Source organism: Gordonia sp. NPDC003504 (assembly GCF_053587995.1).
Genome location: NZ_JBSFPC010000006.1, coordinates 100,749 through 125,706 on the forward strand (window position 1 = coordinate 100,749; position 24,958 = coordinate 125,706).

Here is a 24,958-nt window from a genome sequence, read left to right on the forward strand (position 1 = left end):
CCAATCTGTCGGGCAAAGGAGTCCCAGCGTGGTCGAGAAAGACCCGAAGGTTTCACGTGAAACGTCACACAACGGCGCGGGCGGCGCCACGCAGGATTCTCTCGACGACACACCGATCGCAGCCGCGGCGGCACGAGCCAGTCAGGTTCTGACGCCGGGTGCGTCCGGTCAACTCCCCCACCCCGCCGCCACCCGGATCCTCACCGTCGCCAATCAGAAGGGTGGGGTCGGGAAGACCACCACCGCGGTCAACCTGGCGGCCGGGCTGGCGGTGCATGGACTGCGGGTGCTCGTCGTCGATCTCGACCCGCAGGGCAATGCGAGCACGGCACTGGGCATCGATCACCGGGCACCGGACATCGCCTCGGTGTACGAGTTACTCATCGGCGAGGTGACGATCCGCGATGCGGTTCAACAGAGTCCCGCCAACGAGAACCTCTTTTGTGTGCCCGCGACTCTCGATCTCGCCGGCGCCGAGATTGAACTCGTGTCGCTCGTCGCCCGCGAGAATCGGCTGCGCAACGCACTGAGCGACGATTCCATCGCGGAGTTCGGATTCGACTACATCTTCATCGACTGCCCCCCATCATTGGGACTGCTGACGGTGAACGCGATGGTCGCGGCGCGCGAAGTGCTCATCCCGATCCAATGCGAGTACTACGCCCTCGAGGGTGTGGGTCAGCTACTCCGCAACATCGAACTCGTGCAGGCGCACCTGAACAAGGATCTGCATGTCTCAACGATCCTGCTGACGATGTACGACGGACGCACGAAGCTCGCCGATCAGGTCGCTGAGGAGGTGCGCCGACACTTCGGCAGCAAGGTCCTGTCGACCATCATTCCGCGCAGCGTCAAGGTGTCCGAGGCCCCGGGCTACGGGATGACCATCATCGAGTACGACCCGGGTTCACGTGGATCAATGAGCTACCTCGACGCCGCCCGAGAACTCGCGATGAGGAGCCAGACGACCGAATCCGGTGTCAGTCCCTGACGCCGCTCGGCCTGCGTGCCTCAGGCCGTCACCTATTCAGCAGTCGAGAAGCACCAGTTCATGAACACCGTCGGGTCGAGAGGATTTCCGTGAGTCAGAAGGACACTGCGCGACGAGGAGGGCTCGGCCGCGGGTTGGCGGCGCTGATCCCGACGGGCCCCACCGAGGGTGATCCGACCGCGCCGAAGTTGGGTGCGGCGGCTGCCGATGTGGTGATCGGTACCGGCAACGGCGGCGCGGCCGGCGCGGCCACGAAGAGCCGTACGTCGACCGCCCGTCCGGACACCACCGATGCCGTCTCCCCCGCCGGAACCGTCGACGAGGTCGGCGCGGTCTACCGCGAGATTCCGCCCAGTCTCATCCAGCCCAATCCGCAACAGCCCCGAAGTGTCTTCGACGAGGACGCTCTCAACGAACTGATCCACTCGATCAGGGAGTTCGGTCTCATGCAGCCGATCGTCGTGCGGCGGCTGCCGAAGCCCACCGCCGACGGCGTCGAGTTCCAGCTCGTCATGGGCGAGCGTCGGTGGCGGGCCAGCCAGGAAGCCGGCCTCGACGCCATTCCGGCGATCGTGCGGGAGACCCCCGACGGTGACATGCTTCGCGATGCGTTGCTCGAGAACATCCACCGCGCACAGCTGAATCCCCTGGAAGAGGCGGCGGCGTATCAGCAGTTGCTCGACGAGTTCGACGTGACACATGAGGAGCTGGCGAACCGGTTGGGGCGCTCGCGGCCGGTGATCACGAACATGATCCGTCTGCTGAAGCTGCCGATCCCGGTGCAGCGTCGCGTCGCCGCGGGTGTGTTGTCGGCCGGGCACGCTCGTGCATTGTTGTCGCTGGAGGTCGGCAGCGACGCGCAGGAGGCTCTCGCGGCGCGCATCGTCGCCGAGGGTTTGTCGGTACGCGCGACGGAGGAGGCGGTGACACTTGCGAACCGCGATGACGGCTCCGCAACCGCCCCGTCCCCGACAGCCAAACGCAAGCCGATGCAGATGCCCGGGCTTCAGGACCTCGCCGAGCGGCTGTCCGATCGTCTCGATACCCGGGTGACGGTCAGCCTCGGCAAGCGCAAGGGCAAGATCGTCGTCGAGTTCGGATCCGTCGACGATCTCCAGCGGATTGTCGGTTTGGTCGACCCAGGGAAGTGATATCACCGACGATTTTCCACGACCAACCACCCTCGGGAGTAACGTCACAGTGACGCATCTAGTTGCGCGAGTCCTGCGGATTGACGGAAGCCTTTGCAGCTCAACGTTTTTCGGGGACAGCGCGGTGACAGGACGGACGATCTGACATGGAACCGGTGATCTCGCGTCTGAATCTCGAATCCTTCGAGTCGCTACCACCGCACGCTCGACGATGCGTCTTCTGGGAGGTCGATCCAGGAACGGTGGGCGGCGACGATCTCGACACCGTCTGCGTTGCCGACACCTCAACGTTCGAGAGCGAGTTCGACAAGGAAGCGTGGATCTCCTCGGTGCTCCTCGAGTGGGGTGCGTGCGGACAGTTCGCCACCGATCCGTCGACCGGCGTCGTCGTGGGTACCGCCTTCTATGCACCGCCCGGACGCATTCCGCGGTCCCGGCTGTTTCCGACGTCGCCCGTCAGTGCCGACGCGGTGCTGCTGTCGTCGATTCACGTGGAACCGGGGTACGAGGAGGTCGCCAGTCCCCTTCTCGACGCCGTCGTCACCGATCTCATTCGACGTGGTGTGCGCGCCGTCGAGGCGTTCGGGTTGGTGCGCGCCGGCGGTTCTGCCGATGATCGTGACTCCGATCCGACCGGTGTGCGCGATATCAGCGAATGGTCGGATGAGGAGATCGTGAACGTGGCACGAGAGATCCTCGACAACCCGCAACCGGATCTGTGTACGCGGTGTCTGATCGATGCGGCGTTCCTAAAGGCATCCGGCTTCGATGTGGTCGCCTCACACGCGCGTTTCCCCAGGTTTCGTCTCGAACTGGACGAAGGCCTGGGGTGGAAGTCGGAGGTCGAGGGCGCCCTGGAGAAACTGGTCGTGATGGCGGCGATCGATCTGGCCGGAAAGACTCGGACGTTCGCGCCCATCGGCAGGCGCGCTACGTAGTCGACGCGTTATGGGTGACGCGTTGTGAAGAGGCAGGCGTGCTCCGAAAAAGTTTCGGAGCACGCCGAATTGGGCTCCTGATTCAGGAAATCTCTTCGGCGGCAAGAAGATCGGCGAACGTGTACGTCCCGGTGGGCCGGTCGTCGTTGCCGAGTAGATACAGTCGTTTGACCGCGACGAGGATGGCCTCGGCAATCACGTTGCGGTAGTTGGGATCCTCGATCGTCTCGGCGTCGTCGGGATTGGTGATGTACCCGACGTCGATCATGGCGACCGGCATCCTGGTGAGCCGCAACAGTTCCCACGTACGCTCGTGCGTTCGGCAGTCGATCAGCGGGGTGCGCGCGGCGACCTCGCGCTGGATGAACCCGGCGAGGTTGCGGCCGATCGTGGAATACGAGCCGTGGCTGTTGCCGAAGTAGAAGGAGGCCACGCCGCTGGCGGTCGCGTTCGGGTAGTGGCCGAAGCGCAGCGAGATCATCAGGTCGGCATCGATCATGTTGGCGACGCGGGCGCGATCCTCGTCGGTGGGTGCTCCCCGACCGTCGTGGGACAGGAACGTTTCCATGCCGGCGGCGGCCATCCGGCCTTCGAGCCGTGCAGCGAGATCCCAGAGCAGTCGGCTTTCCTGGTCGGCGAGCGCGCCGGTGGACAGGTCGTGCATGCCGCCGGTGCCGGGGTCGATGACGATACGTTTGCCGGAGAGCCGGGGGCCGGAGCGACGGACGTGCTCCTCCTCGCGGATCGCGTACGGGGAACCGCCGGTGACGCGGGTGCCCAGACGTTCCAGCGACCGCAGAGTGGACGGTCCGCAGATGCCGTCGGCGGACAGACCGTACTCACTCTGGTACAGGCACACCGCGTTGTGGGTGGTCTCGCCGAAGACACCGTCGACCAGCGCCGTGTAGTAGCCGAGATTCTGGAGACGCCCCTGCAGGGTGGCCACATCGTCGCCCACCATCGGGGACGACAGACGGTAGAGCAGTACTCGCGCTCCGAGTTGGTAGGACGCCTCACGCAGGGCGCGGTAGGTGGCGGGGCCGACGATGCCATCGACGATCAGTCCGCGCTGCTGCTGGAACGCGCGGACGGCGTGGTCGATGTCCTCGTCGAAGGTGTGTCCGCGGATCTCGTCCGCCGAACCGTCGCCGTCGGCGGCGTGACGTCCGCGCGTGACCGGCATGAGGCCTTGTCCGGCGAGGATGGATCGGATCTCGGCGACGGCCGAACCCTGATCACCCAGTCGGAATGTTGGCATCTCAACTCCTTGTTGGCGCGGGACGCGTCGTTGTCCTTGCGCTGCATGGTCACGCCGATCGCGCTGGGAGGCTCTGGGTAGAGGCGAGCGCGCACCAGGCGGACCAGGTGCATTCTGTCAGTTCCGCCGTACGCGGACCAAACCGAACACGGGCACAGAAACATCACGGACGTCGTCACCAGCGAAAACACCGATGACGACGCCCGTGTGGAGGATGTCACCCCCGCATGTCAGGCGTTGGAGCCGACCACCGAATCGAGTTCGCGCAGCAGGGCGGCCTTGCCCTTCGCGCCGACGATGGTCTTGGTGGGCTTGCCGTTCTCGAAGAGGATCATGGTCGGGATCGACATGATCTGGAAGTCACGGGCCGTGGCCGGGTTGGCGTCGACGTCGAGCTTGGCGACGGTCAACTTGTCGGCGTGCGCGCCGGCGATCTCCTCCAGGACCGGTGCCACCATGCGGCACGGACCGCACCAGGTTGCCCAGAAGTCGACGAGTACCGGCTTGTCGGATCCGAGGACGTCGTCCTTGAAGGTGGCGTCGGTGACGGCCACGGTGTTGGCTCCCATGAGTGTTCCTCCTGTTGTTGTCGTGATGGTCGGTATTGAGGTCTGGAGTGTCAGCTGTGTGCCTCGACGACGACCACGTCGCCCTCGATCGGCGTGGGTTCGATGTCACCCTGCTCGGCGAGCCACCGTTCGGCGTCGATGGCCGCGGCGCAGCCACTGCCGGCGGCGGTGATCGCCTGGCGGTATGTGTGGTCGACGAGGTCGCCGGCGGCGAAGACGCCGGGTATCGAGGTATAGGTGGTCCGGCCCTGGACCTGCACGTATCCGTCGGAGTCGAGGTCGATCTGACCGCGCACGAGTTCACTGCGCGGGTCGTGGCCGATGGCGACGAACATGCCGGTCACGTCGACGGTCTCGGTGTCGCCGGAGCGGGTGTCGATCAGTTCGAGGCCGGTCACCGAGCCGTTGCCGATCACCGATTTGACCGCGGAGTTGGTGACGAAGCGGATCTTGTCGTTGGCGCGGGCCCGCTCGAGCATGATCTTGGACGCCCGGAACTCCTCGCGTCGGTGGATCAGGGTGACGCTGCGCGCGAACTTGGTGAGGAAGGTCGCCTCCTCCATCGCGGAGTCGCCGCCGCCGATGACGGCGATATCCTGATCCTTGAAGAAGAAGCCGTCGCAGGTCGCGCACGCCGAGACTCCTCGGCCGAGCAGCTCCTGCTCACCGGTGATCCCCAGGTAGCGGGCCGCGGCACCCATCGCCAAGATCACCGCGTGCGCCCGGTAGGTTTCGCCGGAGGCCACGACCTCCTTGACCTTTCCCTGCAGGCGAACTTCCTCGACGTCCTCCATCCGCAGGTCGGCGCCAAACCGGATGGCCTGCTCACGCATCTCGTCCATCAGGGCCGGGCCCTGGATTCCGTTCTGGAAGCCGGGGAAGTTCTCCACCTCGGTGGTGGTCATCAGGGCGCCGCCGAACTGGGTTCCCTCGAAGACGATCGGGGCGAGTTCCGCACGTGCTGCGTACACCGCCGCGGTGTATCCCGCAGGACCTGATCCGATGATGATCAGTTCGTGGATCTGCTGGGTGTCTGACTGGGTCACTTCGTCCTCCGTGCTCGTTTCACATCACCTGCAGCCAAAAAATTCCCTGGTCGCAGGGGTGCGTGTACCGGCTTTCAACACAAGGGTATGCGGAAGTGTTCCCTGTCAGCGCGGGCACCGGGGGTGCGGGCGTCGTGGCTCCCCCACTCGACGGACGACGTGGGCCCGGGTCATCCTCCGATCGTGGTACGCGAGACGGTTTCCGGATTGCCGGTGTCGCAATCGGGTCCGACCACCAGCGCGAGGAAACGACCGGCGACACCGGTGCCGAGGAGGATCACCACCTGTTGTGTGCCGTCGACGGTCACCGGTCCGGAGCCCAGGACCGGTGTCGACGCGGGGATGCCGTTGGCAGCGGTGCATCGTCGAAGTGCATCTGTTGAGGCGAACGGCGAACCGTCGGTGCGGCCCAGGACCGACAGTGCCGCTGCGCCATCCAGGGCGGCGGGCGGTGCGGGAACAGAGAGGCTCGACGACGGCGCGCTTGGCTGCGCCTCCACGGAGCCGGTGGGCTGCGAGGGCCGAAGCACAAGCACCGCAGCCACGACCCCGACGATGAGGATCGCGGCCGCAGCGAGGATGGCGTAGGTGCGTGGCCCGGCACCTCGCCGCCTTCTTGTTTCCGGGCCTCTCATGGCCGGGTGCAGGGTGGTCTCCGCGGCGATTGCAGCAAGAGTCTCTTGAGTGCGTGCACGGACCCAATCCGGTGGCGGGGCGTCGACGTCGTTGTCCACAGCATCTTCGGTGTCGCCCAGGGCGCGCAGTTCGTCACGGACCCGCCCCAGGGCCACAAGCGTGGCCTGGGCATCCGCGTCCTCGGCGATATGCGCGCGAACGTGCGCCGTCGTGGCGGCGTCGAGGTTCCCGGCGTGGAACTCGGCGAGCAGTTCCGGGTCATAGGGCGGTGAGGGGAAGCGTGATGAATCCTCGGTCATCGTCGCCTCCTTGGATGGTTCGCGTCGGTCGACGCGGTCGGCATGGCTGTCTCCCCGGTGTAGTCCATATTGCTGATTGGACGCACGCGTGGGCCCCGCGGTTCCCTCCGTGTCCAGATTTCTGAAATCAACTGTCGGCGCCCCTGAGGTAGCCGAGGAGGTCGGCCAGGCGATAGCGCCCTCGAGCACTTCGGCTCTTGAGAGTGCCGACCGGTACACCGAGGATCTGCGATGCTTCGTCCATCGTGTACCCCTCGATGTCGATGGCGATGACCGCGGCCCGTTGATTCGCGGGCAGCTGGTCGAGCGCGTCCTCGATGGCGAGAGTCAGTTCGACACGACCGTACTCGTCGGCGCTGCCGGCCAGAGGATAGTTGTCTGGCTCGGAGAGAGAAATAGTTCGTTGACTTGCGTTGCGGCGCATGCGATCCAGCGAGGCATTCACGACGATGCGGTGCAGCCATGACGTGACTCGTGCCTCACCGCGGAATGCTGCCGCTGTCCGGTGTGCGGCGATGAGTGCTTCTTGGAGTGCGTCGGCGGCGTCGTGGGGGTTGCCGGTGGTGCGTACGGCGATGCGCCAGAGGTAGTTCTGGTGGCGGGTGATGAGGGTGGTGAATGCTGTTGGGTCGCCGTGGGTGTGGGCGGTGAGGAGTTGTTCGTCGGTGCGTGTGTCGCTGTGTTGTCTGGCTCCCCCGGGCATGGTGGTCAGGGTAGTGGGGTGTCGGGTGGGTGGTGGTGGTGTTGGGGGGTGGTTGTGGAGAAGTGAGGTGGGTGTGGGGTTGTACTGAACACGAGTCTGTGAGATCGTTCATCACCAATTGTTCTTACTGAATATCCGTTGGTTGGGGGTGGAAGGATTGTCGTGCCCGTATGTCGGGCCACTGACCGACGAGATCGATGCGCCAGAAGTAAGGGGATTTCCGAGAGATGGCAAAGCCTCTTTCGGAGGTGGAGTTGACCACCAGGCGATTCTCCGCAGAGGAGTTCTCGCCAAGCTGGATCATGGCCACGGGGAAGCCCTTGTAGGAATTGGCTTGTCCCGCAGGGAGAGAGACCTTCAACGGTGAAGGCCACCGGAATCATCCAGAGCATCCGGTGGGCACCACTTGGAGGACGCCAGATCAGACGGATGACGAGTTAATGATCCTGCGACGTGAACTGCGGAGACGCCTTGATCATTTTCGTGGGTGACGTCGCCGCCGTGCCGAGGGCAGTCCGGCGGAAGTGCGCGGTCGTCGCCAGACTTGCAGGGGGTTTGTTTAGCGTGGGAGCCAGCTTCGACTACGTCCAGATTCGGAGTACGCGGCGTTTCATGGACGCCCAGAGTGACGCGCGATTCATCTCGTGGTTGAAAATGCAAGAGGCGGCTGTTCCTTTGGTGTTTACCACCGATGACGTCCCCGAACTTCGGGTGGAATTGTACTCTCCGGAATCGATCGGATTTGTTGAGAAATCGCTCTTGGACACTTTCAATGACGAATCTGAATTCTGGAGAACCGATTCTTCGACGGCGCGGACAATGCGATTTGTCTACTACATCGGCGAATGTTTTCGGGTTGCGTACGAGGGCTTATGGGTCGCCCTACCTCGCGACGATGGTGCGGGGGTTGTCCCTGTAGTCGACCTGCCGTTTCGTGAAACGTTCATTGACCCTATCGATTTGTCAGGCATTGCCGTTGTACGGCGCACCGGTACCGAGATAGCGTGGATGTTCGCTCGCGCGGGAAGCTCTTTTGAAGAGTGGACAGATCAGGGGCGGCCACCGACTATTCCGCTGGGAACACTCTCGGAAGAGCCCATTTGATGGTCCGAGCAACCGATGTTCGCGGATTATCGATACCGCGTGGAGCAAGGGAGTGACATCAGTCGAATGGCGATGAGTGCGACAGCGTGGCGGACGATGATCACGTCGGCGGCCGTGCGACTCGGGCCGCAGTGGCGGGTTGTCGGGACCGGTCGGCGGACGGTGTTGATGCGGACCGGTATCGAGTGGTGGGTGCTCTACATCGGGTATGAGCCGACCACTCTGGGTCGGGTGTTCGCCTATTCCGCGTTCCTGGGCCGGCCCTTGCCGCCCACGCTGGTCGGTGATTCAGGCGTGAACGGAGACCGCTTCGTTTTTTTCCGGGGGAAGAGCGGATTCGGACGACGGACGGACTCATCTCTGAAACGGGCATTGCTGAGTTCGCCGAGGTGGTTCCGAGGTTTGCGCTGGACCCGGTTGTCGACATCAGGTCGTATCTCGCCGACTGGGAGAAGGTGCTGGCAAGGGACGTCAAGAGTGGCCAGCTGGATTTGTTCACGGGGAAGTCCCGTCAGATGTTGGTGATCCTGCGGGTGGTGTGTTCGGCGAAGCCGACTGCGGGTTTGATCGAGGACGTGCAGTGGGTGCTTGATGATTCGTTGGTGAACCAGAATGGTGCCAGCCCGACAGCGAAGTGTTCTTTGCCGAGATGCTCGAGGTGTTGCGCGGCGGTGATCGCCCGGGTGTGGAGGATCTGATCTCACGTCCTCGTGACGCCAGTCTGGCGAAGCTGGGTGCATCACCAGATATGGTGCAGCCATTGATCTTTCCGACGCCGTTGGTGTGAGACGGGCGAATGGAGTCGCTGTGAGTACGTACGGGTTCGCGTTGATTGCCGATGTCGCAAATGTCGATGACGCCGAGCGGGTGGTGGCCCAGTCTCGCGCCGCGCTCGGCGAGGATTGGGATCCTCAGCAGTGGGGGTTCGATCCGTTCGACGGATTTGCGTCGGAAGTCACCTCGGGCGACGGAGCGGCTCGGGTGTCGGTGGTGGCGGAGCGGATGTTGCCCAACAGCCGTGAGGCGCAGTTCTTCGCCGGCATCGGCGACGGGCGTGCGGCGCTGTGTGAGGACCTCGACGAGTACGGGGTGATGTTCTCGGTGTGGCGCCTGAACGCCGACGGCGCGCAGTGCGTGTACCGCGCCCATGTGCATGACCCGGACTCCGAACCGGCCCCGGGAGCCATCGAGATGATGGTGACCGGGCCGGATGCGGCGGCAGCTGCCGCCGACCTCTATGACGCGGACGCTTCAGCTTTCCTTGCGCTGGAGCAGGATCCGTCCCCGGTGGCCGGCCTCTTGGGAATCGTCGGTAGCCCGTTCGAAACGTGGCTGTCGGCGCTCGGGCTGCGGTGGCCCGAGATTCAGTAGCCACCCCATTACGACGACCCCACAGTCACGCAGAAAGTACTGCGTGCCGCAACCACCGGCGTGATCCGCGCGCTGCGGCCCGACGTCGCGTCGGCGTCCGCCGGAGCCGCTCTGCGTGGTGCACGGGGGTCTCAGTGGTTGTTTGCAACAGGTGCTCGGTGGACGCGCCGATCAACTCGACGTGGATCTGCTGGATTCACAGCGGTGGACCCACAGCGATTCACCGCACTGAATCGACACGTTGGGATGCTGGTGGAGTTCGCCGCACCGCTGCAGTCGTTCGGCGTCGATGACGCCGCCACCGTGGTGCCCGCCATCGACGCGGATCATTGACGTCCTCGACTGCACGGCTCAACCCGCCGCCGAACGCCTCGGTCCGGTGGTTCTAGTGCGCCTCGTCGTATGCGTCGACGATCTCCTTGGGGAGCCGACCACGAAGCGGCACTTCGTAACCCGCCTCGCGAGCCCATTCCCGAATCGTCTTGGTATCCGCGCCGCCCTTGCCGTTGGTGGACGGACTTGCGGCGGGAGCGGTGACGCGTGGTGCGGTGGACTGTCGCCGACCGCCGGTCCGGGTGGACACCTCGAGCAGCTTCGACACCGGGACGCGACCGTTCTCGATTTTATCGAGGTTGGCCTCAGATACGTCGAGTTGATAGTCAACGCCCGACCACGACCAGGAAATGGTGTGTGCCTCGTCGATATCGAGCTCACGGCCGTCGATGTCGTCGATGATCGACACAATCTGTTTCTTTGCCACGAGCAGAGGATAACCTACGGGTCCCCCATGCCGGGGACGCCGCGCCCCCGATTCAGTCCGCAACGGCAAAATGCGCAATAACCTTGGTGGGCGTCAACCGCACCACCAACTCGCCCGGAACCGCATTGCGACGTCCGTACTGACCCGCCAACTCGGGACCCATGTAGCGTTCGGCGATACGCGTTGCGGTATCCAGTAAATCGTCGGAATCGTCACCCACCGTCGCCACGCCCTGCACCTGAACAAACGAAAAGGGCGGCCGTTCATCGTCGACGAGCAGAGTCATCCGCGGATCACGTTGCAGTGCGCGACCTTTCGCGGTCGACGAACCGGTGTTGAAGACGAGCTGACCGTCGTCGACGATAAACCAGATCGGTGCGACAAGTGCCCGTCCGTCGCGTGCCACAAAACCCACTTTGCCGGTCCGCGTACCGGCGGTGAGAAAGTCGATCACGTCATCGGTCAATTCAGAATTCGACATGTCACCATCATGCCTGTTGCAGCAACCGGGCGTGGGTCGCGATGAACATTTCGACGCTGACGTCGAGGACGGTATCGAGACCGACATCGGTGGTGGTGCCGATATCGACGGGATCGGCGGCGATGGAGGTGAAATACCAGTCGACCAGGAGCTGGGTGACGGCACCGACGAGGCCGATCGCGGCCAGACGCTGCGGAATGCTCACCGCTCTCTCCCCCATCGCCAGCGCGAGAACGAGATTTGCCCACTCGTGAATGGCGCGCAGACGAGTGGATTCGACCTCCGGGTCGACGCCGACCACCTCCACCAGCATGACGCGAGCCCGTCGCGGGTCGCAGGCGATCGCGTCCATGAAGGCCCCGAGGGCCGCACGCGCGGCGGCCGGAACCTCGGCGGGCGCGACGCCATCGGGCCCGGTGAGGTAGACATCGGCGGCCGTAACGGTCGCCGACCGCGCGATCTCGACGCAGTGGTCGTACACCGCGATGAGTAACGCGGAGCGGTCGGCGAAGGACTCGTAGAAGTACCGCTGGGTGAGGCCGGCCCGCTCGCAGAGACGTTTCACCGACACATGCGGATACCCGACCTCCCCGAACAGATCGAGCCCGGCCTCAATGAGTGTGGCGCGCCGCCGTTCACGCCGCTCGTCGGCGTCGGCGCCGCCGTATCGCCGCCCCTCGGTGGTTGTTCGTGCACCGGGCATGTCGTCTCCCTCACCGATAGAGCCGCCGACGAATCGTGGACAGGCGAGCATCTGACACGCTACCATGTCACATACCTATCTGACACGAGGCTGTGTCAGATAGTGGAAGGAAGGAATGCCGATGGATCTGCTACCCGCCCCCATGCATGAGCCCACGCTGCTCGCGGTGCCCTTCTTCCTCGCGTTGTTGCTCCTGGAGTGGATCGCCGCGTGGAAACTCGAGGATCACGACGACGACGGCCGCGCGCCATCCGGCGCGTACGAACGTCGGGACGCGACCGCCAGCATCTCGATGGGATTGGTGTCCATCGCCACCAGCGCCGCCTGGAAACTGGCCGGTCTGCTGGTCTACACGGCCATCTTCGCCTACCTCGCGCCGTGGCAGTTGCCGATGACGGCCTGGTACACCTGGGTCATCGGGTTCATCGGCGTCGATGTCCTCTACTACTGGAACCACCGGATCTCCCACCGGGTGCGCCTGGTCTGGGCGACCCACCAGGCGCATCACTCCAGCCAGTACTTCAACTTCGCGACAGCTCTCCGTCAGAAGTGGAATATCAGTGCGGCACTGGTGATGTGGCTACCACTGCCCTTCCTCGGGATTCCGCCGGCCGTCGTCTTCGCGTGCTACGGGATGAATCTTGTCTACCAGTTCTGGATTCACACCGAGCATATCGATCGGATGTGGCGACCGATCGAGTTCGTCTTCAACACGCCGTCGCATCATCGAGTCCATCACGGCAGCGATCCGGACTACCTCGACAAGAACTACGCCGGCGTCTTCATCCTGTGGGACAAGATTTTCCGTTCCTTTGCTGCCGAAACCCACCGGCCGCACTACGGTCTCACCAAACCAGTGGGCACCTACAACATATGGACGCTGCAGACCCACGAGTACGCCGCCATTGCCCGCGACGTGCGCCGCGCGGACCACTGGCGGGCCCGACTGGGATATGTCTTCGGTCCGCCCGGCTGGGCTCCGGCGGTGTCACGTGACATCAGCCGCCCCGGACGGCAGGTGTCTGTCGGATCAACGGAACCCGGACTCTCGGCGGAACCACGCACAATATAGTTCGCCATGCTAAAGTCTCCCTGAGTTTGTGGGGGGAGCCCGACCGTTCGTCACGTCCCGGCGAACGAGCGGCGCCACGGTCTGCTACGTCCACCACCGATGTCTCGCCCCTCGAGCTCGCACCACCGATTCCGGTGGATGCCGTCGGCGTGGCCCGACCCACGTCCACATCCGAAAAGAGGGTTCTGCATGATCATTGACGGAGCAATCGCCAAGCGCACGCTGTGCACGGTCGCCGCGGTGGCGGCGGTCGGGCTCGTCGGCACCGCCTGCTCGTCCGACGACGACTCCACCGCCGCGTCATCGGAAACGATGAGCACAATGGCCTCAGATGACATGGCGGGGATGACGGGCATGTCCGGCGAATCGACGACCGCAATGGCGACACCCACCAACATCACCACCTCCACTCCGCTGACCACGGCCGACGGTGCGAACATCACCATCGACAATGAGGCCATCGCCGCGTCCTACGGCGAGCGCGGTGGACCGCAAGGCTACCTCGGCAAGCCCCTCGGACCGGTGGTGACGCTGCCGACCGGCGGTTCGTTCATCACCCTGCAGAACGGGTCCTTGTACCAGAACCCGCAGAGTGGCAAGGTCTTCGCGGTGCACGGAATGATCGGTGACGCCTGGGGTGAGCACAACCACGAGAACGGTGAACTCGGATATCCGACCAGTGACGAGACCCGTACCGACGGGGGCCTGCGTCAGACCTATGATCACGGCACCATCACCTTCATCAACGGACGCGTAACGGTGACTCCGAGCTGATCCCGCGGATCGACGGGTACGCCACAGCAGTCAGTCCTCGTTGAGCCGCGCGATCAGCTCGGCGAGAAGGGATTCGGCACGCTCCGGCTCGATGACCTCCAGCAACGCCATCACCGGCGCTAGCTGATCGGGCAGTGCCACCGACCCTGCTCCCCCACTGCCCAGGCCGAGCGTCGCCAGAACATCGTGGGCCGCAACCGAATCGAGTGCACCACTGCACCCCAGTTGCGGTATCGCCGTCACGATCTCCGACAGGTCCACCGGTGGCGCACCCCGCACGGCGTCGGCACCGGTGACCAAGGCGGCACACAGGTCGTCGACCACATCGGCGGTGACGGGGGTGACGGTGAGATGAGTGGTGTGCGGATGGTCGGAGCCGAGACCGGGTTGCGGCTGCAGCACCCACCCCAGGCCACGGACCTGATCGGCCCACAGATGAGGATCCACCCGATCAGCTTGTGGCACCGCGGTATCCGACCGAACCGCAAAGAGCGGACCGACCGGGTCACCGACGACAGACAGACCCCGGATCCCCGCGACGCAGGCTCGCACAGCCTCCGTGGCGCTGCGCGTACGAGCGGTGAGCGCGGAAAAACCTACGCCGGTGCCCGATTCCGGGCGTAGGTAGGCGATGATCGCCCACGCCGCGGCCAGCGAGGTCACCGACCGGCTGCCGAGCATCGTCGGATTCACGACCGGATAGCCGGGCCACCGTACGGTGGCGAATCCCGCGGCGCGTTTGGTGTCCCGGTCGGCGAACAGCAGCACCGAGGCACCCTTGGGGGCGAACCCGTACTTGTGGGCGTCCATCGAGACACTGGTGACGCCGGGAACCCGAAAGTCCCAGGGCGGCAGCATCTCCGCCGAATCCGCCGACGTCTCCCAGAACGGCAGCACCCAGCCGCCGATGCAGGAGTCGACATGGCAGGCGATCCCGGCCGCGGCCGCCGCGGGAGCGACCTCGGCAACCGGGTCAAGGGTGCCGTACGGGTAATTCGGCGCCGACACCACGACGATCGCGGTGCGCGGGGAGAACCGCCCGACGAGATCGGCGGCACGGACCGCTCCCTGCGCGTCGACTGGGACCAGATCGAGGTCGAGATCGAAGTAGTGCGCCGCCTTGTGGAAGGCGGCGTGCACCGAGACCGGCGCCAGCAGGACAGGAGGTCCGTCGGTGTCGGGATTCGCCTTCCGCCACCGATCGCGGGCCGATTTGACTGCCAGTAAACAGCTTTCGGTACCACCGCTGGTCACCAGGCCCACCGCCTGATCCCCGTGCACCAGCGACGCCGCGAACTCGATGACGTCGTGCTCCATCCGGGCGACCGACGGGAAGGTCGTCGGATCGAGACCGTTGACGCCCGACACCGCGGCGGCGGCCCGCCGGGCGACATCGTCGAGTTCGGCCACACCGGAGTCGTACACATAGGATAGGACGTGGCCGCCGTGCGTGGGCGCGTCGTCGGCGCGCAGCGAATCGAGTCGGTGCGCAATGTCGTCGATCCGACCTCCGGTACCCGGTGAGGTCATGGAGCCCCCTCGGTGCTCGATGGTGGCGGCGTGGAGTCGATGTCGCTGCGCCGCAACGGGTAACGGATGACAAACCCCAGGCTGATCAGGGCGAGCGCGGCCGGCACCACACTGAAACCCGCCACCATGGCCGATACCGCCGACCCGGGTTGGGTGACCGACGAATCCGCGTCCGAGGAGATGTACCCGCCCACCGTCAGGAGGACGGTGAAGAGCACCGCACCCAACGCCATCCCGGTGGTCTCCCCCGCCGTCCACACCCCGCCGATGACACCGGCACTCGAACGCCCCGACGAGCTGCCGTCGTAGCTGATCACATCCGGCAACATCGCCATCGGTAGCGACTGCATCCCCGCATACGCCGCCCCGGCAACCCCGATCACCGGATACACCCACCAGCCCGGCGCGATCCACAGGCAGGCCAGCGCGAGCGTGGCCAGCGTGAAAACGGCCGTGGCCGTGGCGAATCCGACCTCCTTGCCGACGTGGCGCGCGAATCCACCCCAGAGCGGTGCGAACACCACTGCCGGGGCGATCAGCGCCGCGAACAGTCCGGAGATGGCGGCCTCGGAGTCCAGTACCCAGGTCGCGATGTACTGGGCCCCGGCGAGCATCAGACCGGTGGCCAGACCTTGAAGCATGAACGCGGCCAACAGTGTTCGCAGCGGCGCACTGCGACGCAGTACCGCCCAGCCGGTTCGGTACCCCTCAGTGAGGGAGGAGGTGTCGTCCGGTGACGCCGGAGGTCGCGCCGCGTCGGCGGCACGCGCCGCGATCAGCATCGCGACGCCGATGAGCACTCCGGCGACGACTGCCATCAGCAGGTAGCCGACGGTGGGGGAGCCACCCACCTCGCGCAGCGCCGGTCCACCCGCACCGAACGCGAGGATCGCCACCGACAGCACCACCACCCGCACCGTGAGCAGTCGGGTGCGCTCGTCGTAGCGGTCGGTCAGTTCGGCCGGCAGCGATGTAGGGAACCTGGAAGAGGCTGAAACTCGTTGCCGCCAAAAGGAAGGCGAGTGCAACCCAGAGCGCGTCGACGCCGGTCGGCAGGCCGGCGGGAGCAGCGAACGTCAGGGTGAAGAAGACCGGCAACAGCAGTGCGCCGATTGTCATCACACCCCGACGTGAACCGCTGCGCGCGGCGCGATGGTCGGCGAACGCGCCGATCCCCGGATCGATGGCGACATCCCAGATCTTGGCCGCCGCCACGATGATCCCGGCGACCGCGGCACCGACGCCGAGGGTGTCGGTGAGGTAGTAGATCAGGACGAGGCCGGGCAGCGTGGCGAAGCCACCGGTACCGAGCGACCCGACGCCGTACCGTGCCACGGTGGCATGCGACAGCCGTGTCACGCGGCGTTCCGTATCAGCTCGTCATCGTGATCTTGGAGACCTGCACCTGATAGCCGTTGGAGCCGCTCGACGGCAGCGACGTGATCCACACCAGCAGGTAGCGGGCCTCCCGCGGATTGGTGATCGTCAGGGTGGTGCTCGATTGGTCGACGGTGCCCTGACCGACGCGGGTCGTCTCGGCGAGGGTGGCGTCGGCGCTGGTGGCGGTGCGCAACTCCACGTCGAAGCCCGGCGTCGTGGTGGCGATGGTGACCGTCTTGACCGCCTGCGGGGAGCCGAGATCGAACATCAGCCCGAGACCGTCCTTGAGACTGCCGAAGTCGGCGGTCTGATAATTCGGATCCGAACGCCACCCGCCGGATGCCCCGGTGATGACGTTCGGTGCCTGTCCCGGATTGTCACCGGACTGCGAGGAGAAATCGACGAGCGTGGCCGACCTCGGCGTGATGGCACCCTCGGCCGGAGCCGCGCCCGGTGCTGCGGGCGCCGATTGCGACGGTGTGGTGGACAGGAACTCGTTGATGTCGGTCTGCGAGTCGCCGGATCCGAAGACTCCGGTGATCCACACGACCAGGGCGACGATCACGAAGACGACCAGCAGCGCCGCGCCGACCAGGAGGGGCAGGTTGCGGCTGCGCCGGTCGGGTTGATCGGAACCGATGCGCCCGGGCGGTGCCATGCTGACGGGTGGTTCGTCGGAGTCGGTGACCGCGGGCAACATGTCGGTCTTCAGATCGACGACGGTCGCCTGATCGAGCACATGCTGCACCGTGGCCGCGGTGCGGATGCCGCGGGTTCCCGACAGCGCCCGCGCGGCCACCGCGGAGATCTCGAACGGGATGTCCGGATCGACCTCACGCGGTTCGATGGGACCACTGCCGTCTGCCGACGGGGAGGCGACGGCCAGACCGGCGACCGGTGTCGTCGAGTCCTTGGTGGTGATCGGCCGGGAACCGGTCTCGGGGTCCAACGGCCAGCGCGCCAGCAGCAGGGCGTAGAGGACGGCACCGAGTCCGCGCACGTCGGAGGCCTGATCGTCACCGGCGAGGGTGCCCGGGAAGGCGAGCACGGCGTTGCCGTCGGTACTGATGCGGATGCGGTCGGGATGGTCGATCGACAACGCCCCACCGGAGCGGTGAGCGGCCTCGGCGGCCGCCGCGAGGGCACGGACCGCGCGGGCCGCGCCGATCGGCGACGGATGGGTGCCGGCGACCTCGGCGAGGGAGGAACCCTGCACCCATTCGGCGACGACGATGCCGCCCGAAGAACCGCGGACCACGTCGAGTACCCGCGCCACACCCGCCGACGAGATCTGCCCGAGCCGCAGCGTACGCGTCAGCACCGCCTGCGGGCCGGTGTCGGCGGCCTTCGTCGGCGACCCCTTCTCGGGTGGCGGTGCGAGTTGCTCGGCGTCGACGAAGGTGAGACCGACCTCGCGGTCGAGGTTGATGTCCTGCGCCTTCCAGAACTGCAGACCACGCGTGCCACCGTGGGATTCGAGCAGACGGTAGCGTCCGCCGGCGACCGCGGCACCCGGAACGAGACGAGGTCCCCGACGACGCGGTGCACGGATCGGGTCGGCCTGATCCGGATTGGGGGTGGGCGCGGCGTTCGGCGTCGGCGCTGCCTTCGGCGTGGCCGACGCGGAGTGCGGCGCAGCCGGACCCGGAGTATCGCCGTCGGTGCTCGGGGTGGTCGGGCGCTCAGGGCCGGTATCGACTCCGCTCTCGTTCACGCGGCGGACTCCTCTTCTCCGATAGCGCATGTCCGGTGGTCGTTGCGGTGGTGACCACGGGGTGACGCCGGTGTTGCCGGCAGCGCCACCGGTGTGCACCGAATACGACTGCCACGTGGCGGATCCGCGGTCGAAACGCCTCACGACCTGTACCTGACCAGAGTACGGGAGGGGTTCGTCCCCGGTAATCCGCGGAAACTGAACCGTGATGGTGGCCGCGGATTCGGGTTCGGGTGTGCCCTTCGGTGCCAGCGCCGGGATGAAGCGGCCGGCCATCCGTTGCACCGCCGTCAGGATCGCGACGACGTCGGGCACCCCGGCGGCGGCCAGCCCGGCGTAGATCACGCCCAGCACGATCACCGCGGTGAAGAACAGGTAGGCGATCGAGCCGATCTTGCCGTGCTGGGTGGCCAGATGGAGTCCGGACAGCTCCGAGATCAGCCAGATGACGAATGCCAGGGCGACGGAGATGACCAGCGTCACCGCCGTCGTCCAGGCGGAACCGAGGGTGGGTCGCAACGGTTCCTTGCCGATCGCGCGCTGATCGGTGGCCAGCCGATTCTGCAGCAGGTAGTGCCCGACGATCGCGCCGACGAGGTAGCCGAGTCCGTTGGACAGCGCCAGCCAGCGCACCACCAGGTCGGGGTCGCTGAACAGCACCGGACCCAGATACGACGAGGCGACCTTCACCACCGTGATACCCAGCACCATCACCGTCGGGGTCCAGGCGTCCTCGCGGGCGTAGAACACGCGTAGTTGCACCAGCGTCATCGCGTAAGGGATGAGGGTGAAGGCACCCCACGCCAGGGTGGAGCCCAGCTGGGAGGCGACCGCGGCGTCGAACCTCCCGAAGTTGAAGACGGCGATGCCGATCGCCGGTCCGAAGAATGTCATGTAGGCGACGACCGGTACCAACGCCACCATCGTCAGACGGGTGGCCAGCGAGAGATCGTCGACCACGGACTGGGTGTCCTCGGCGGCGGCGTTGCGCGAGAGCCGCGGCATGATCGCCGTCAGAATCGTCACACCCAGCACCCCGTAGGGCAGTTGCAGCAACTGCCAGTGCGTGGCGTACACCGAGATGCCGGAAGCGTCGGCGTGAGCGGCGATCCGATAGGTGACGACGAGACCGACCTGCAGCACAGCCACGTACCCGACGATCGCGACGGCCATGTTGCCGAACCGTCGCAGGCGGGCGTCCAGGCCCCACTTCCAGGCCAGGCGCACACCCGCGCGACGGAGCCACGGCACCAGGATCGCCACCTGCATGACGACGCCCAGCGTGGTGCCGATGCCGAGGACCAGCAGCTGCGGATCGGTCATCCGCACCGGATTCAGCGAGATCTCGCCGGGCATCAGCGCGTAGATCACCAGGGTGGCGATCTGCACGATGTTGTTGAGCACCGGAGCCCACGCGCCGGGCTTGAAGAAGCCCCTCATGTTCAGGATCGCGATGAACAGCGCGGAAAGTCCGTAGAACAGGATCTCCGGGAGCAGCAGATACGCCAAGGCCGTGGTCAGCGGGCGATTGACGTCTCCATCGCCGACGTTGAGCAGGGTCAGCAACGGCGCGGCGATCAGCGCGATGACGGTCGCGACACCGAGCGTGACGACGGTGAGCGTGAAGATTCGGTTGATGAAGCCGCGTCCGCCGTCGTCGTCCTCGGCCTCTGCGCGCACCAGCACCGGGATGACGATCGCGGTGAGCACGGCACCGAGCACGACCTCGGCGATCATGTTGGGCAGCACGTAGGCGGCCTGGAACGCCGACGCGATCGCCGGGCCCAGCATCGCCAGCACCAGCACGGTACGGACGAAACCGGTGATGCGGCTGGCCAGAGTGGCCAGCGCGATCGAGCCGCTGGTCCGCATGATGCTCGAGTCGGAGTCCCGAGCCAGCTGGTGCGGCTCGTTGCTGTCGTTGCTGTCGGTGGATGGGGCGTCGGCCGTCACCGTGCCACCGGCAGGAGCCGACCGGGCGGTGCGTTCGTGTCGGCCGTGGGTGGGCTCCGACGGCGTCGGGGTTGCCGCGGCGCCCACCGCGGTACCCCGGCGCCCGGAGATCGGCGGGGCGTCGGCGAGAGGTCCGGCGAGGGGAGTGGGACCGGCGGGTGAACGGTCGGGTGGGACCCGATCGGGGGGGATACGGCCGCCGGGTGGAACACGGGAGGGGGGAACGCGTCGCGGCGGAACGCCACCGGAAGGATTCGGCGGGATGCGACGGGGTGCGGCGCGACGGGGAACGTCGTCCGGTCCTCGATCGCTCATACCCCTGCCTTCGTCATTTCGTGGTGGTCACTTCTCAGTGGTGCTGTCCTGCGGATCATCGGTCGACGGGTGATGCGCCGGCTCGGCCTCGCGGTGGTCTTCCTCGCTCTGCAGAGTACGTCGCCGTTGTTGGTAGGTCGTTGCCGCCAGCAGTCGCTCGATCTCGTCGGGTTCGGGGCGGTCGGCGTCGGCGGGGTCGGGCTTGCCTCGGAACCGATGCCAGAGACGACGTGCGGTCAGCAGGATCAGGGCGGCACCGGCGATGATCGTGACGATGAACAGCGCCTTGCCGTAGGCATTGGCGTGTACCGACAGCGTGATCGGGGATCCCAGCGAGACGCCGGTGACCGTCGACAGGGCGATGGTCACGGTGACTGCCTCCGACGAGTTGGCCCGGGTGGGCAGCTGGATCTGCCGGGTACCGCGGGCGGGGATCTCGATGGTGCCGAGGTCGCCGATGTCGAGGTCGGAGGGGGCCGTGGTGGTGATGTTCACCCGGATCGGCAGGGCGAGGTCGTTGCGGACCACCAGCAGCAGGGGGCTGCGTTCGGAGGCCAGGGTGTAGCGGCCGCCGGGATCGAGGATCGCCACGGCCGACTGCATCCGCCGCAAAGTCTCGTCGATGGCGGCCGTCGACTCCGATCGGGTCTGGATGAGCCGATCACGGGTGGACGAACCCCGCTCGCCGGGAGTGGTCATCGCGCGCAACTGATCTTCGCGCAGCGGTGCCAGGTAGGTTTCCGGGCTGGTCTGCACGTCGGCGGAGTTGAGCAGGGAACCCTGCAGTCGCCACGTCAGATCGGCCTGCTCGCCGATCGCGGTGGCCGTCGCCGCCGGTACCGGCACCGACACCGAGGCCACGGTGACGCCGTCGGGCGGCGTCAGTCGCGCCGAGGTGGCCGCTGCGTTGACGGTGGCCACGACGTCGGTCAGCGGTGTGGCGGTGGCGGTCCTGGCCCCGAGCAGGACGGTCGCGGTCGACAGCAGGGCGTCGGCGTCCTCGTTGGTCGGCGACCAGTACAGGGACGGGACGATGAGCTGGGATCGGCCGGTGGTGGGCAGGTCCGACGCCGCGGTCCGGGACGTGAGGGCGTCCTCGGCGTCGTCGTCGGGTGCGGCGATCGCGGCGAACGCCAGGGCGGCGACACCGGCCTGACGCCGACTCAGCGGGGATTCGTCCGCGAGGTCGACGACCTGATCGGCCGGTGTGATGGCCGGTGTGCGTGGTCGGCTGCCCAGGCCGGCCAGCGCCGCGGTCACCGGCTCGTCGTAGGTCTGCGCCGACAGATCACCGATGCGGTAGGCGCCGGTGTCGACGGCCCGTTGCGGGGCCACGTTGGCCGCCGAGGTGAGTGCGGCGGTGTGGTCGGTTGAGGTGAGCACACCTGCGCCGGTGGTGTCGATCGCGCCGAGCGCCGGGATGGTCAACCCGCGCATGCTGGTGACATCGAGGATGGCGTCGACGATGTCGGCGGGGGAGTCGAGTGCCGCGGCGGTGAGGCCGGTGTTCTTGACCGTCGCGAGCGCCCTCAGGTCGACGCCCGCGAAGGGCAGCGCCACCACGCACATGTGTTGCGCGATGCCGCGCAGCTCGTCGAGCCAGCCGGCCGCGTCGGCCTGCCCGGTTCCCGGGACGGTCGAGGCCATCGGGTCCGACGGATCGGTGGACACGACATAGCCCAGTGACATCGCACGCACCGTGACCAGCAGATCCGGGTCGATTCCCAGACACATGGCGCGGGTCAGGTCGGAGCCCGCCGGCACCGGGGCCGGAGCGGAGGTGGACGACGATGCCGTCGGAGACGGTGTGTCCGCACTCGTGTCCGAAGCCCCTGAACCGTCATCCCCTGATCCGTCACCCCCTGAACCGTCACCCCCTGAACCGTCACCGGCGTTCGGCGCGGTGGCGGCGACCAGCTGTTGCAGTGGTTCGAGAAGGGCGTGTAGCCGACCGCCGTCACCGAGGGAGTGGGCGAGGTTCTCGCTGATCAGGCGGACCGGCTCGGTGTTGCCGCCGAGCACGCCGGGTGCGAGTTGTGGGGGCGCGGCAAGCGGCCACAGCATGGTGAACCGTGACGGCGCCGAGGTGTTCGCCGAGATCGAGCCGTCCGAACCGAGGCCGGGGACGGTCGTTGCACCGCCGCTGGTGATCGGATCGAGGTAGGACGACGCGCGGTCGGCGTCGGGGGGCAGCGACAGCACCGGCAGCAGGGTTCGCGATCCGGCGACCTGCGCCACCCCGCCGTAGTCGGGCATCCCGTTGACGTTGAGTTGCAGGGGGTAGACGCCGCGCTCGGAGATGTCCAGGCCGTTGTCGCCGGACAGCGGGACCGACATCGAGAACGACACCTTTTGTCCCGGGTCGAGTTCACCGGAGCCCAGCGGTGTGAACGCGGTGGCCGCCGACACCGGCGGGTGCTCGACGGCCAGCGAGGTACGCAGCCCATCGGCCGTGGTCACCGCATCCCCGCGCTCGAGGCGAATGCCCAGGTCGCGTAGGGTCCGGCTGCTGGTGTTGGTGACCTGCCCGGTGACGCTCACCGTGGATCCCGAGCTGCTGGTCACCATCGACGGCGTCAGCGAATCGATGGATATACGCGCGAAACGGTTCGGCCCGGCGTCGCCGTCGGTATCGGCCGACGTGGTGTTTGTGGATGCGGTGTCGGTGGGGGTGGCCGATGGCTGCGGTGCGGCGGCGGCCGGCGCGGCACACAACATCGTCAGCGTGGCGACGGCGGCGACCACGAAGAGTCGCACCCACGCACGGTTGGCAATGACGTTCCGACGGCGACGACGTGGTGGTGGGTCAGCCATCACCGGCAGCCGGGCGGCGGGGACGCCTGCGACGCCGACGCGAGCGGGCCGGGGGCGGCGGCTCATTTCGGCGCTGATTGCGGGCGGCTGCGGCTCTCTCATATGCGTTGGGTTCTGTCCGACTGCTCTGCGCCTCGGACTCGGCCATCCGGTCGGGATCCCCCGTCAGGTCGGCGATGACACCGCGGGCCATCCGGGCCAGTCGACGCTCGTCAGAGTACGTCAGGCGGCGCGGAAGCTCGTGCAATGGCACCCACGCGACCTCGCTGACCTCGTAATCCTCGTCGGACAATTCCCCGCCGACGCTGCGCAGCAGATAGTGATGCACCGTCTTGTGGATGCGTCGGCCCTCGCTGACGAACCAATAGTCGATCTTGCCCAGTGGCGCGACCACGGTGCCCTGGATACCGGTCTCCTCGGCGACCTCGCGAACGGCGGTCTGCTCGGCGGTCTCACCGGTTTCGATGTGGCCCTTGGGCAGCGACCACATCATCCGGCCGCGACGGTCGACGCGGCCGATCAGCGCGGCCGCCAGCTCCTCGACGGGAAGATCGAGGTCGGAGATCACCAGGCCGCCGGCGGAGGTCTCGCGGACCGTGCGCAGCCGCTCGCCCTTCTCGGGTCGTTTGCTGCCACGTCGACGATTGCGGGTGGTCGGGGTGACCGCGGTCGGTGCCGAGGCGTCCTGACTCAGGCCGGTCTTGGTGATCTTGGCCGTCATCACCGCCGCCATGTCCGACGGCTTCGGCCCGGACACCCGGGCAGCGCTCTTCGCGGCGGCGTCCCCGGGGGCCGGGTTCCGTTTGTCACCGGGTTTTGCCCGCATGTCGCCGGGTTTTGCCCGCTTCTCACCGGGCGTGACCCGCCGGTCGCCGGGTTTCGGTGACTTGTGGGCTGCGGCCCGCTCGGTGGGCGGCTCGGGGGGGTGGGGGCCGGGGTGACCGTTGATGGTCGAATTCGTGGCGGTCGGCGATCCGTTCACCGGGGTGTCGGTAGGGGTGTCACTCGCCGCGCCACCGTGTGGGCGGCGGGTCCGACCGGCCAGATCGGCCGGTGATGGCCGCCGGACCTCGGCGTTGGTGTCGGGCGTGTCGGCCGGGGCGTGTGTGTCGGCGGTGGCGCGGGGTTCGGGGGAGCGGCGACGCCGCCGGCCGCGCCGTGGGCGGCGGCGACCCTGTCCGGGGGTGCCACGGGCCGGGTGCGGATCCATGGAGGTTTCCGGGGTGGCTGCTCCGGTGCGATGGTGTCCACCGTCGATGTGGGGTCCACGACCAGCGCCGACGTCGCCGGAGGCGTCTCGGGGGTCGGTGGGCGGATCGGGGGACACGCCTTCGATGCTAGCGGCTGGTCACCTGCTGTTTGCCCACATGGTGCCGGTACCGATCGGGTGTCGACG

The 24,958-nt window shown here is 66.7% G+C and carries 20 protein-coding genes and 1 pseudogene; 8 read left to right on the top strand and 13 right to left on the bottom strand.

Translation table 11 applies throughout. The features are described from left to right. Positions 1–28: 28 nt before the first annotated feature. From ACWDPV_RS13390 to ACWDPV_RS13400, 3 genes are all read left to right on the top strand, one after another. Entirely contained in the window at positions 29–991 is a 963-nt protein-coding gene (locus ACWDPV_RS13390) for a ParA family protein (RefSeq protein ID WP_449743360.1), read from the top strand. An 89-nt stretch (positions 992–1,080) separates the two neighbouring features. Then, positions 1,081–2,142: a ParB/RepB/Spo0J family partition protein gene (locus ACWDPV_RS13395; RefSeq protein WP_449743361.1), complete on the top strand. Its 1,062-nt coding sequence runs from the start codon at positions 1,081–1,083 to the stop codon at positions 2,140–2,142. 146 nt (positions 2,143–2,288) lie between these two features. Beyond that, on the top strand, positions 2,289–3,080 hold the full coding sequence (locus tag ACWDPV_RS13400; protein ID WP_449743362.1) for a hypothetical protein: 792 nt from the start codon (positions 2,289–2,291) through the stop codon (positions 3,078–3,080). 82 nt (positions 3,081–3,162) lie between these two features. Here ACWDPV_RS13400 and ACWDPV_RS13405 read toward each other — a convergent pair whose 3' ends face one another. From ACWDPV_RS13405 to sigM, 5 genes are all read right to left on the bottom strand, one after another. Next, a complete protein-coding gene (locus ACWDPV_RS13405) occupies positions 3,163–4,338 on the bottom strand; it encodes an N-acetylmuramoyl-L-alanine amidase (protein WP_449743363.1) in 1,176 nt (391 codons plus the stop codon). 230 nt (positions 4,339–4,568) lie between these two features. Beyond that, entirely contained in the window at positions 4,569–4,907 is a 339-nt protein-coding gene (gene trxA, locus ACWDPV_RS13410; RefSeq protein WP_348805435.1) for a thioredoxin, read from the bottom strand. A gap of 50 nt (positions 4,908–4,957) precedes the next feature. Continuing rightward, entirely contained in the window at positions 4,958–5,953 is a 996-nt protein-coding gene (gene trxB, locus ACWDPV_RS13415) for a thioredoxin-disulfide reductase (RefSeq protein WP_449743364.1), read from the bottom strand. 170 nt (positions 5,954–6,123) lie between these two features. Continuing rightward, positions 6,124–6,888 carry an anti-sigma factor family protein gene (locus tag ACWDPV_RS13420; RefSeq protein WP_449743365.1) on the bottom strand — a complete coding sequence of 255 codons (765 nt, stop codon included), beginning with the start codon at positions 6,886–6,888 and terminating at the stop codon, positions 6,124–6,126. Between the two features lie 127 nt (positions 6,889–7,015). Next, entirely contained in the window at positions 7,016–7,591 is a 576-nt protein-coding gene (gene sigM, locus ACWDPV_RS13425) for an RNA polymerase sigma factor SigM (RefSeq protein ID WP_449743366.1), read from the bottom strand. 612 nt (positions 7,592–8,203) lie between these two features. Here sigM and ACWDPV_RS13430 point away from each other — a divergent pair. The 3 genes from ACWDPV_RS13430 (at position 8,204) to ACWDPV_RS13440 (ending at position 10,399) form a co-directional block, all read left to right on the top strand. Beyond that, on the top strand, positions 8,204–8,695 hold the full coding sequence (locus tag ACWDPV_RS13430; protein ID WP_449743367.1) for a hypothetical protein: 492 nt from the start codon (positions 8,204–8,206) through the stop codon (positions 8,693–8,695). A gap of 807 nt (positions 8,696–9,502) precedes the next feature. After that, a complete protein-coding gene (locus ACWDPV_RS13435) occupies positions 9,503–10,066 on the top strand; it encodes a hypothetical protein (RefSeq protein WP_449743368.1) in 564 nt (187 codons plus the stop codon). Between the two features lie 204 nt (positions 10,067–10,270). Beyond that, on the top strand, positions 10,271–10,399 hold the full coding sequence (locus tag ACWDPV_RS13440; protein ID WP_449743369.1) for a hypothetical protein: 129 nt from the start codon (positions 10,271–10,273) through the stop codon (positions 10,397–10,399). Between the two features lie 52 nt (positions 10,400–10,451). On the opposite strand, the gene ACWDPV_RS13445 is transcribed toward ACWDPV_RS13440, so the two are convergent. From ACWDPV_RS13445 to ACWDPV_RS13455, 3 genes are read right to left on the bottom strand one after another with little or no spacing between them, the layout of a single operon-like run. Continuing rightward, entirely contained in the window at positions 10,452–10,826 is a 375-nt protein-coding gene (locus tag ACWDPV_RS13445; RefSeq protein WP_449743370.1) for a histone-like nucleoid-structuring protein Lsr2, read from the bottom strand. 52 nt (positions 10,827–10,878) lie between these two features. After that, positions 10,879–11,307 carry a PPOX class F420-dependent oxidoreductase gene (locus ACWDPV_RS13450; protein WP_449743371.1) on the bottom strand — a complete coding sequence of 143 codons (429 nt, stop codon included), beginning with the start codon at positions 11,305–11,307 and terminating at the stop codon, positions 10,879–10,881. Positions 11,308–11,314: 7 nt separating this feature from the next. After that, positions 11,315–12,010: a TetR/AcrR family transcriptional regulator gene (locus tag ACWDPV_RS13455; RefSeq protein ID WP_449743372.1), complete on the bottom strand. Its 696-nt coding sequence runs from the start codon at positions 12,008–12,010 to the stop codon at positions 11,315–11,317. Positions 12,011–12,131: 121 nt separating this feature from the next. On the opposite strand from ACWDPV_RS13455, the gene ACWDPV_RS13460 reads away from it, so the two are divergent. Further along, positions 12,132–13,082 (top strand): sterol desaturase family protein, encoded by a 951-nt coding sequence (locus ACWDPV_RS13460; protein ID WP_449743373.1) that lies wholly within the window; start codon positions 12,132–12,134, stop codon positions 13,080–13,082. Positions 13,083–13,271: 189 nt separating this feature from the next. Continuing rightward, positions 13,272–13,856 (top strand): LGFP repeat-containing protein, encoded by a 585-nt coding sequence (locus ACWDPV_RS13465; protein ID WP_449743374.1) that lies wholly within the window; start codon positions 13,272–13,274, stop codon positions 13,854–13,856. 30 nt (positions 13,857–13,886) lie between these two features. Here the strand turns inward: ACWDPV_RS13465 and ACWDPV_RS13470 are convergent, their stop codons facing one another. The 5 genes and pseudogenes from ACWDPV_RS13470 to ACWDPV_RS13490 form a co-directional block, all read right to left on the bottom strand. After that, entirely contained in the window at positions 13,887–15,386 is a 1,500-nt protein-coding gene (locus ACWDPV_RS13470) for a pyridoxal phosphate-dependent decarboxylase family protein (protein ID WP_449743375.1), read from the bottom strand. Then, positions 15,383–16,745, bottom strand: a pseudogene (locus ACWDPV_RS13475) (MFS transporter). Before ACWDPV_RS13475 ends, ACWDPV_RS13470 begins: the two are co-directional and overlap by 4 nt. Before the next feature lie 13 nt (positions 16,746–16,758). Next, a complete protein-coding gene (locus ACWDPV_RS13480; RefSeq protein WP_449743376.1) occupies positions 16,759–20,748 on the bottom strand; it encodes a lipid II flippase MurJ in 3,990 nt (1,329 codons plus the stop codon). A gap of 27 nt (positions 20,749–20,775) precedes the next feature. After that, positions 20,776–23,562: a DUF6049 family protein gene (locus ACWDPV_RS13485; protein WP_449743377.1), complete on the bottom strand. Its 2,787-nt coding sequence runs from the start codon at positions 23,560–23,562 to the stop codon at positions 20,776–20,778. After that, a complete protein-coding gene (locus ACWDPV_RS13490) occupies positions 23,555–24,772 on the bottom strand; it encodes an NUDIX domain-containing protein (RefSeq protein ID WP_449743479.1) in 1,218 nt (405 codons plus the stop codon). Before ACWDPV_RS13490 ends, ACWDPV_RS13485 begins: the two co-directional genes overlap by 8 nt. Between the last annotated feature and the right edge of the window lie 186 nt (positions 24,773–24,958).

Excerpts from the sequence above, each read along its gene's own strand:
- ACWDPV_RS13405 (WP_449743363.1), bottom strand. The coding sequence starts at position 4,338 with ATGCCAACATTCCGACTGGGTGATCAGGGTTCGGCCGTCGCCGAGATC.
- sigM (WP_449743366.1), bottom strand. The coding sequence starts at position 7,591 with ATGCCCGGGGGAGCCAGACAACACAGCGACACACGCACCGACGAACAA.
- ACWDPV_RS13480 (WP_449743376.1), bottom strand. The coding sequence starts at position 20,748 with ATGAGCGATCGAGGACCGGACGACGTTCCCCGTCGCGCCGCACCCCGT.
- ACWDPV_RS13485 (WP_449743377.1), bottom strand. The coding sequence starts at position 23,562 with ATGGCTGACCCACCACCACGTCGTCGCCGTCGGAACGTCATTGCCAAC.
- ACWDPV_RS13460 (WP_449743373.1), top strand. The coding sequence starts at position 12,132 with ATGGATCTGCTACCCGCCCCCATGCATGAGCCCACGCTGCTCGCGGTG.
- ACWDPV_RS13400 (WP_449743362.1), top strand. The coding sequence starts at position 2,289 with ATGGAACCGGTGATCTCGCGTCTGAATCTCGAATCCTTCGAGTCGCTA.
- ACWDPV_RS13455 (WP_449743372.1), bottom strand. The coding sequence starts at position 12,010 with ATGCCCGGTGCACGAACAACCACCGAGGGGCGGCGATACGGCGGCGCC.
- ACWDPV_RS13465 (WP_449743374.1), top strand. The coding sequence starts at position 13,272 with ATGATCATTGACGGAGCAATCGCCAAGCGCACGCTGTGCACGGTCGCC.
- trxA (WP_348805435.1), bottom strand. The coding sequence starts at position 4,907 with ATGGGAGCCAACACCGTGGCCGTCACCGACGCCACCTTCAAGGACGAC.
- ACWDPV_RS13490 (WP_449743479.1), bottom strand. The coding sequence starts at position 24,772 with ATGGATCCGCACCCGGCCCGTGGCACCCCCGGACAGGGTCGCCGCCGC.
- ACWDPV_RS13470 (WP_449743375.1), bottom strand. The coding sequence starts at position 15,386 with ATGACCTCACCGGGTACCGGAGGTCGGATCGACGACATTGCGCACCGA.
- ACWDPV_RS13430 (WP_449743367.1), top strand. The coding sequence starts at position 8,204 with ATGGACGCCCAGAGTGACGCGCGATTCATCTCGTGGTTGAAAATGCAA.
- ACWDPV_RS13420 (WP_449743365.1), bottom strand. The coding sequence starts at position 6,888 with ATGACCGAGGATTCATCACGCTTCCCCTCACCGCCCTATGACCCGGAA.
- ACWDPV_RS13450 (WP_449743371.1), bottom strand. The coding sequence starts at position 11,307 with ATGTCGAATTCTGAATTGACCGATGACGTGATCGACTTTCTCACCGCC.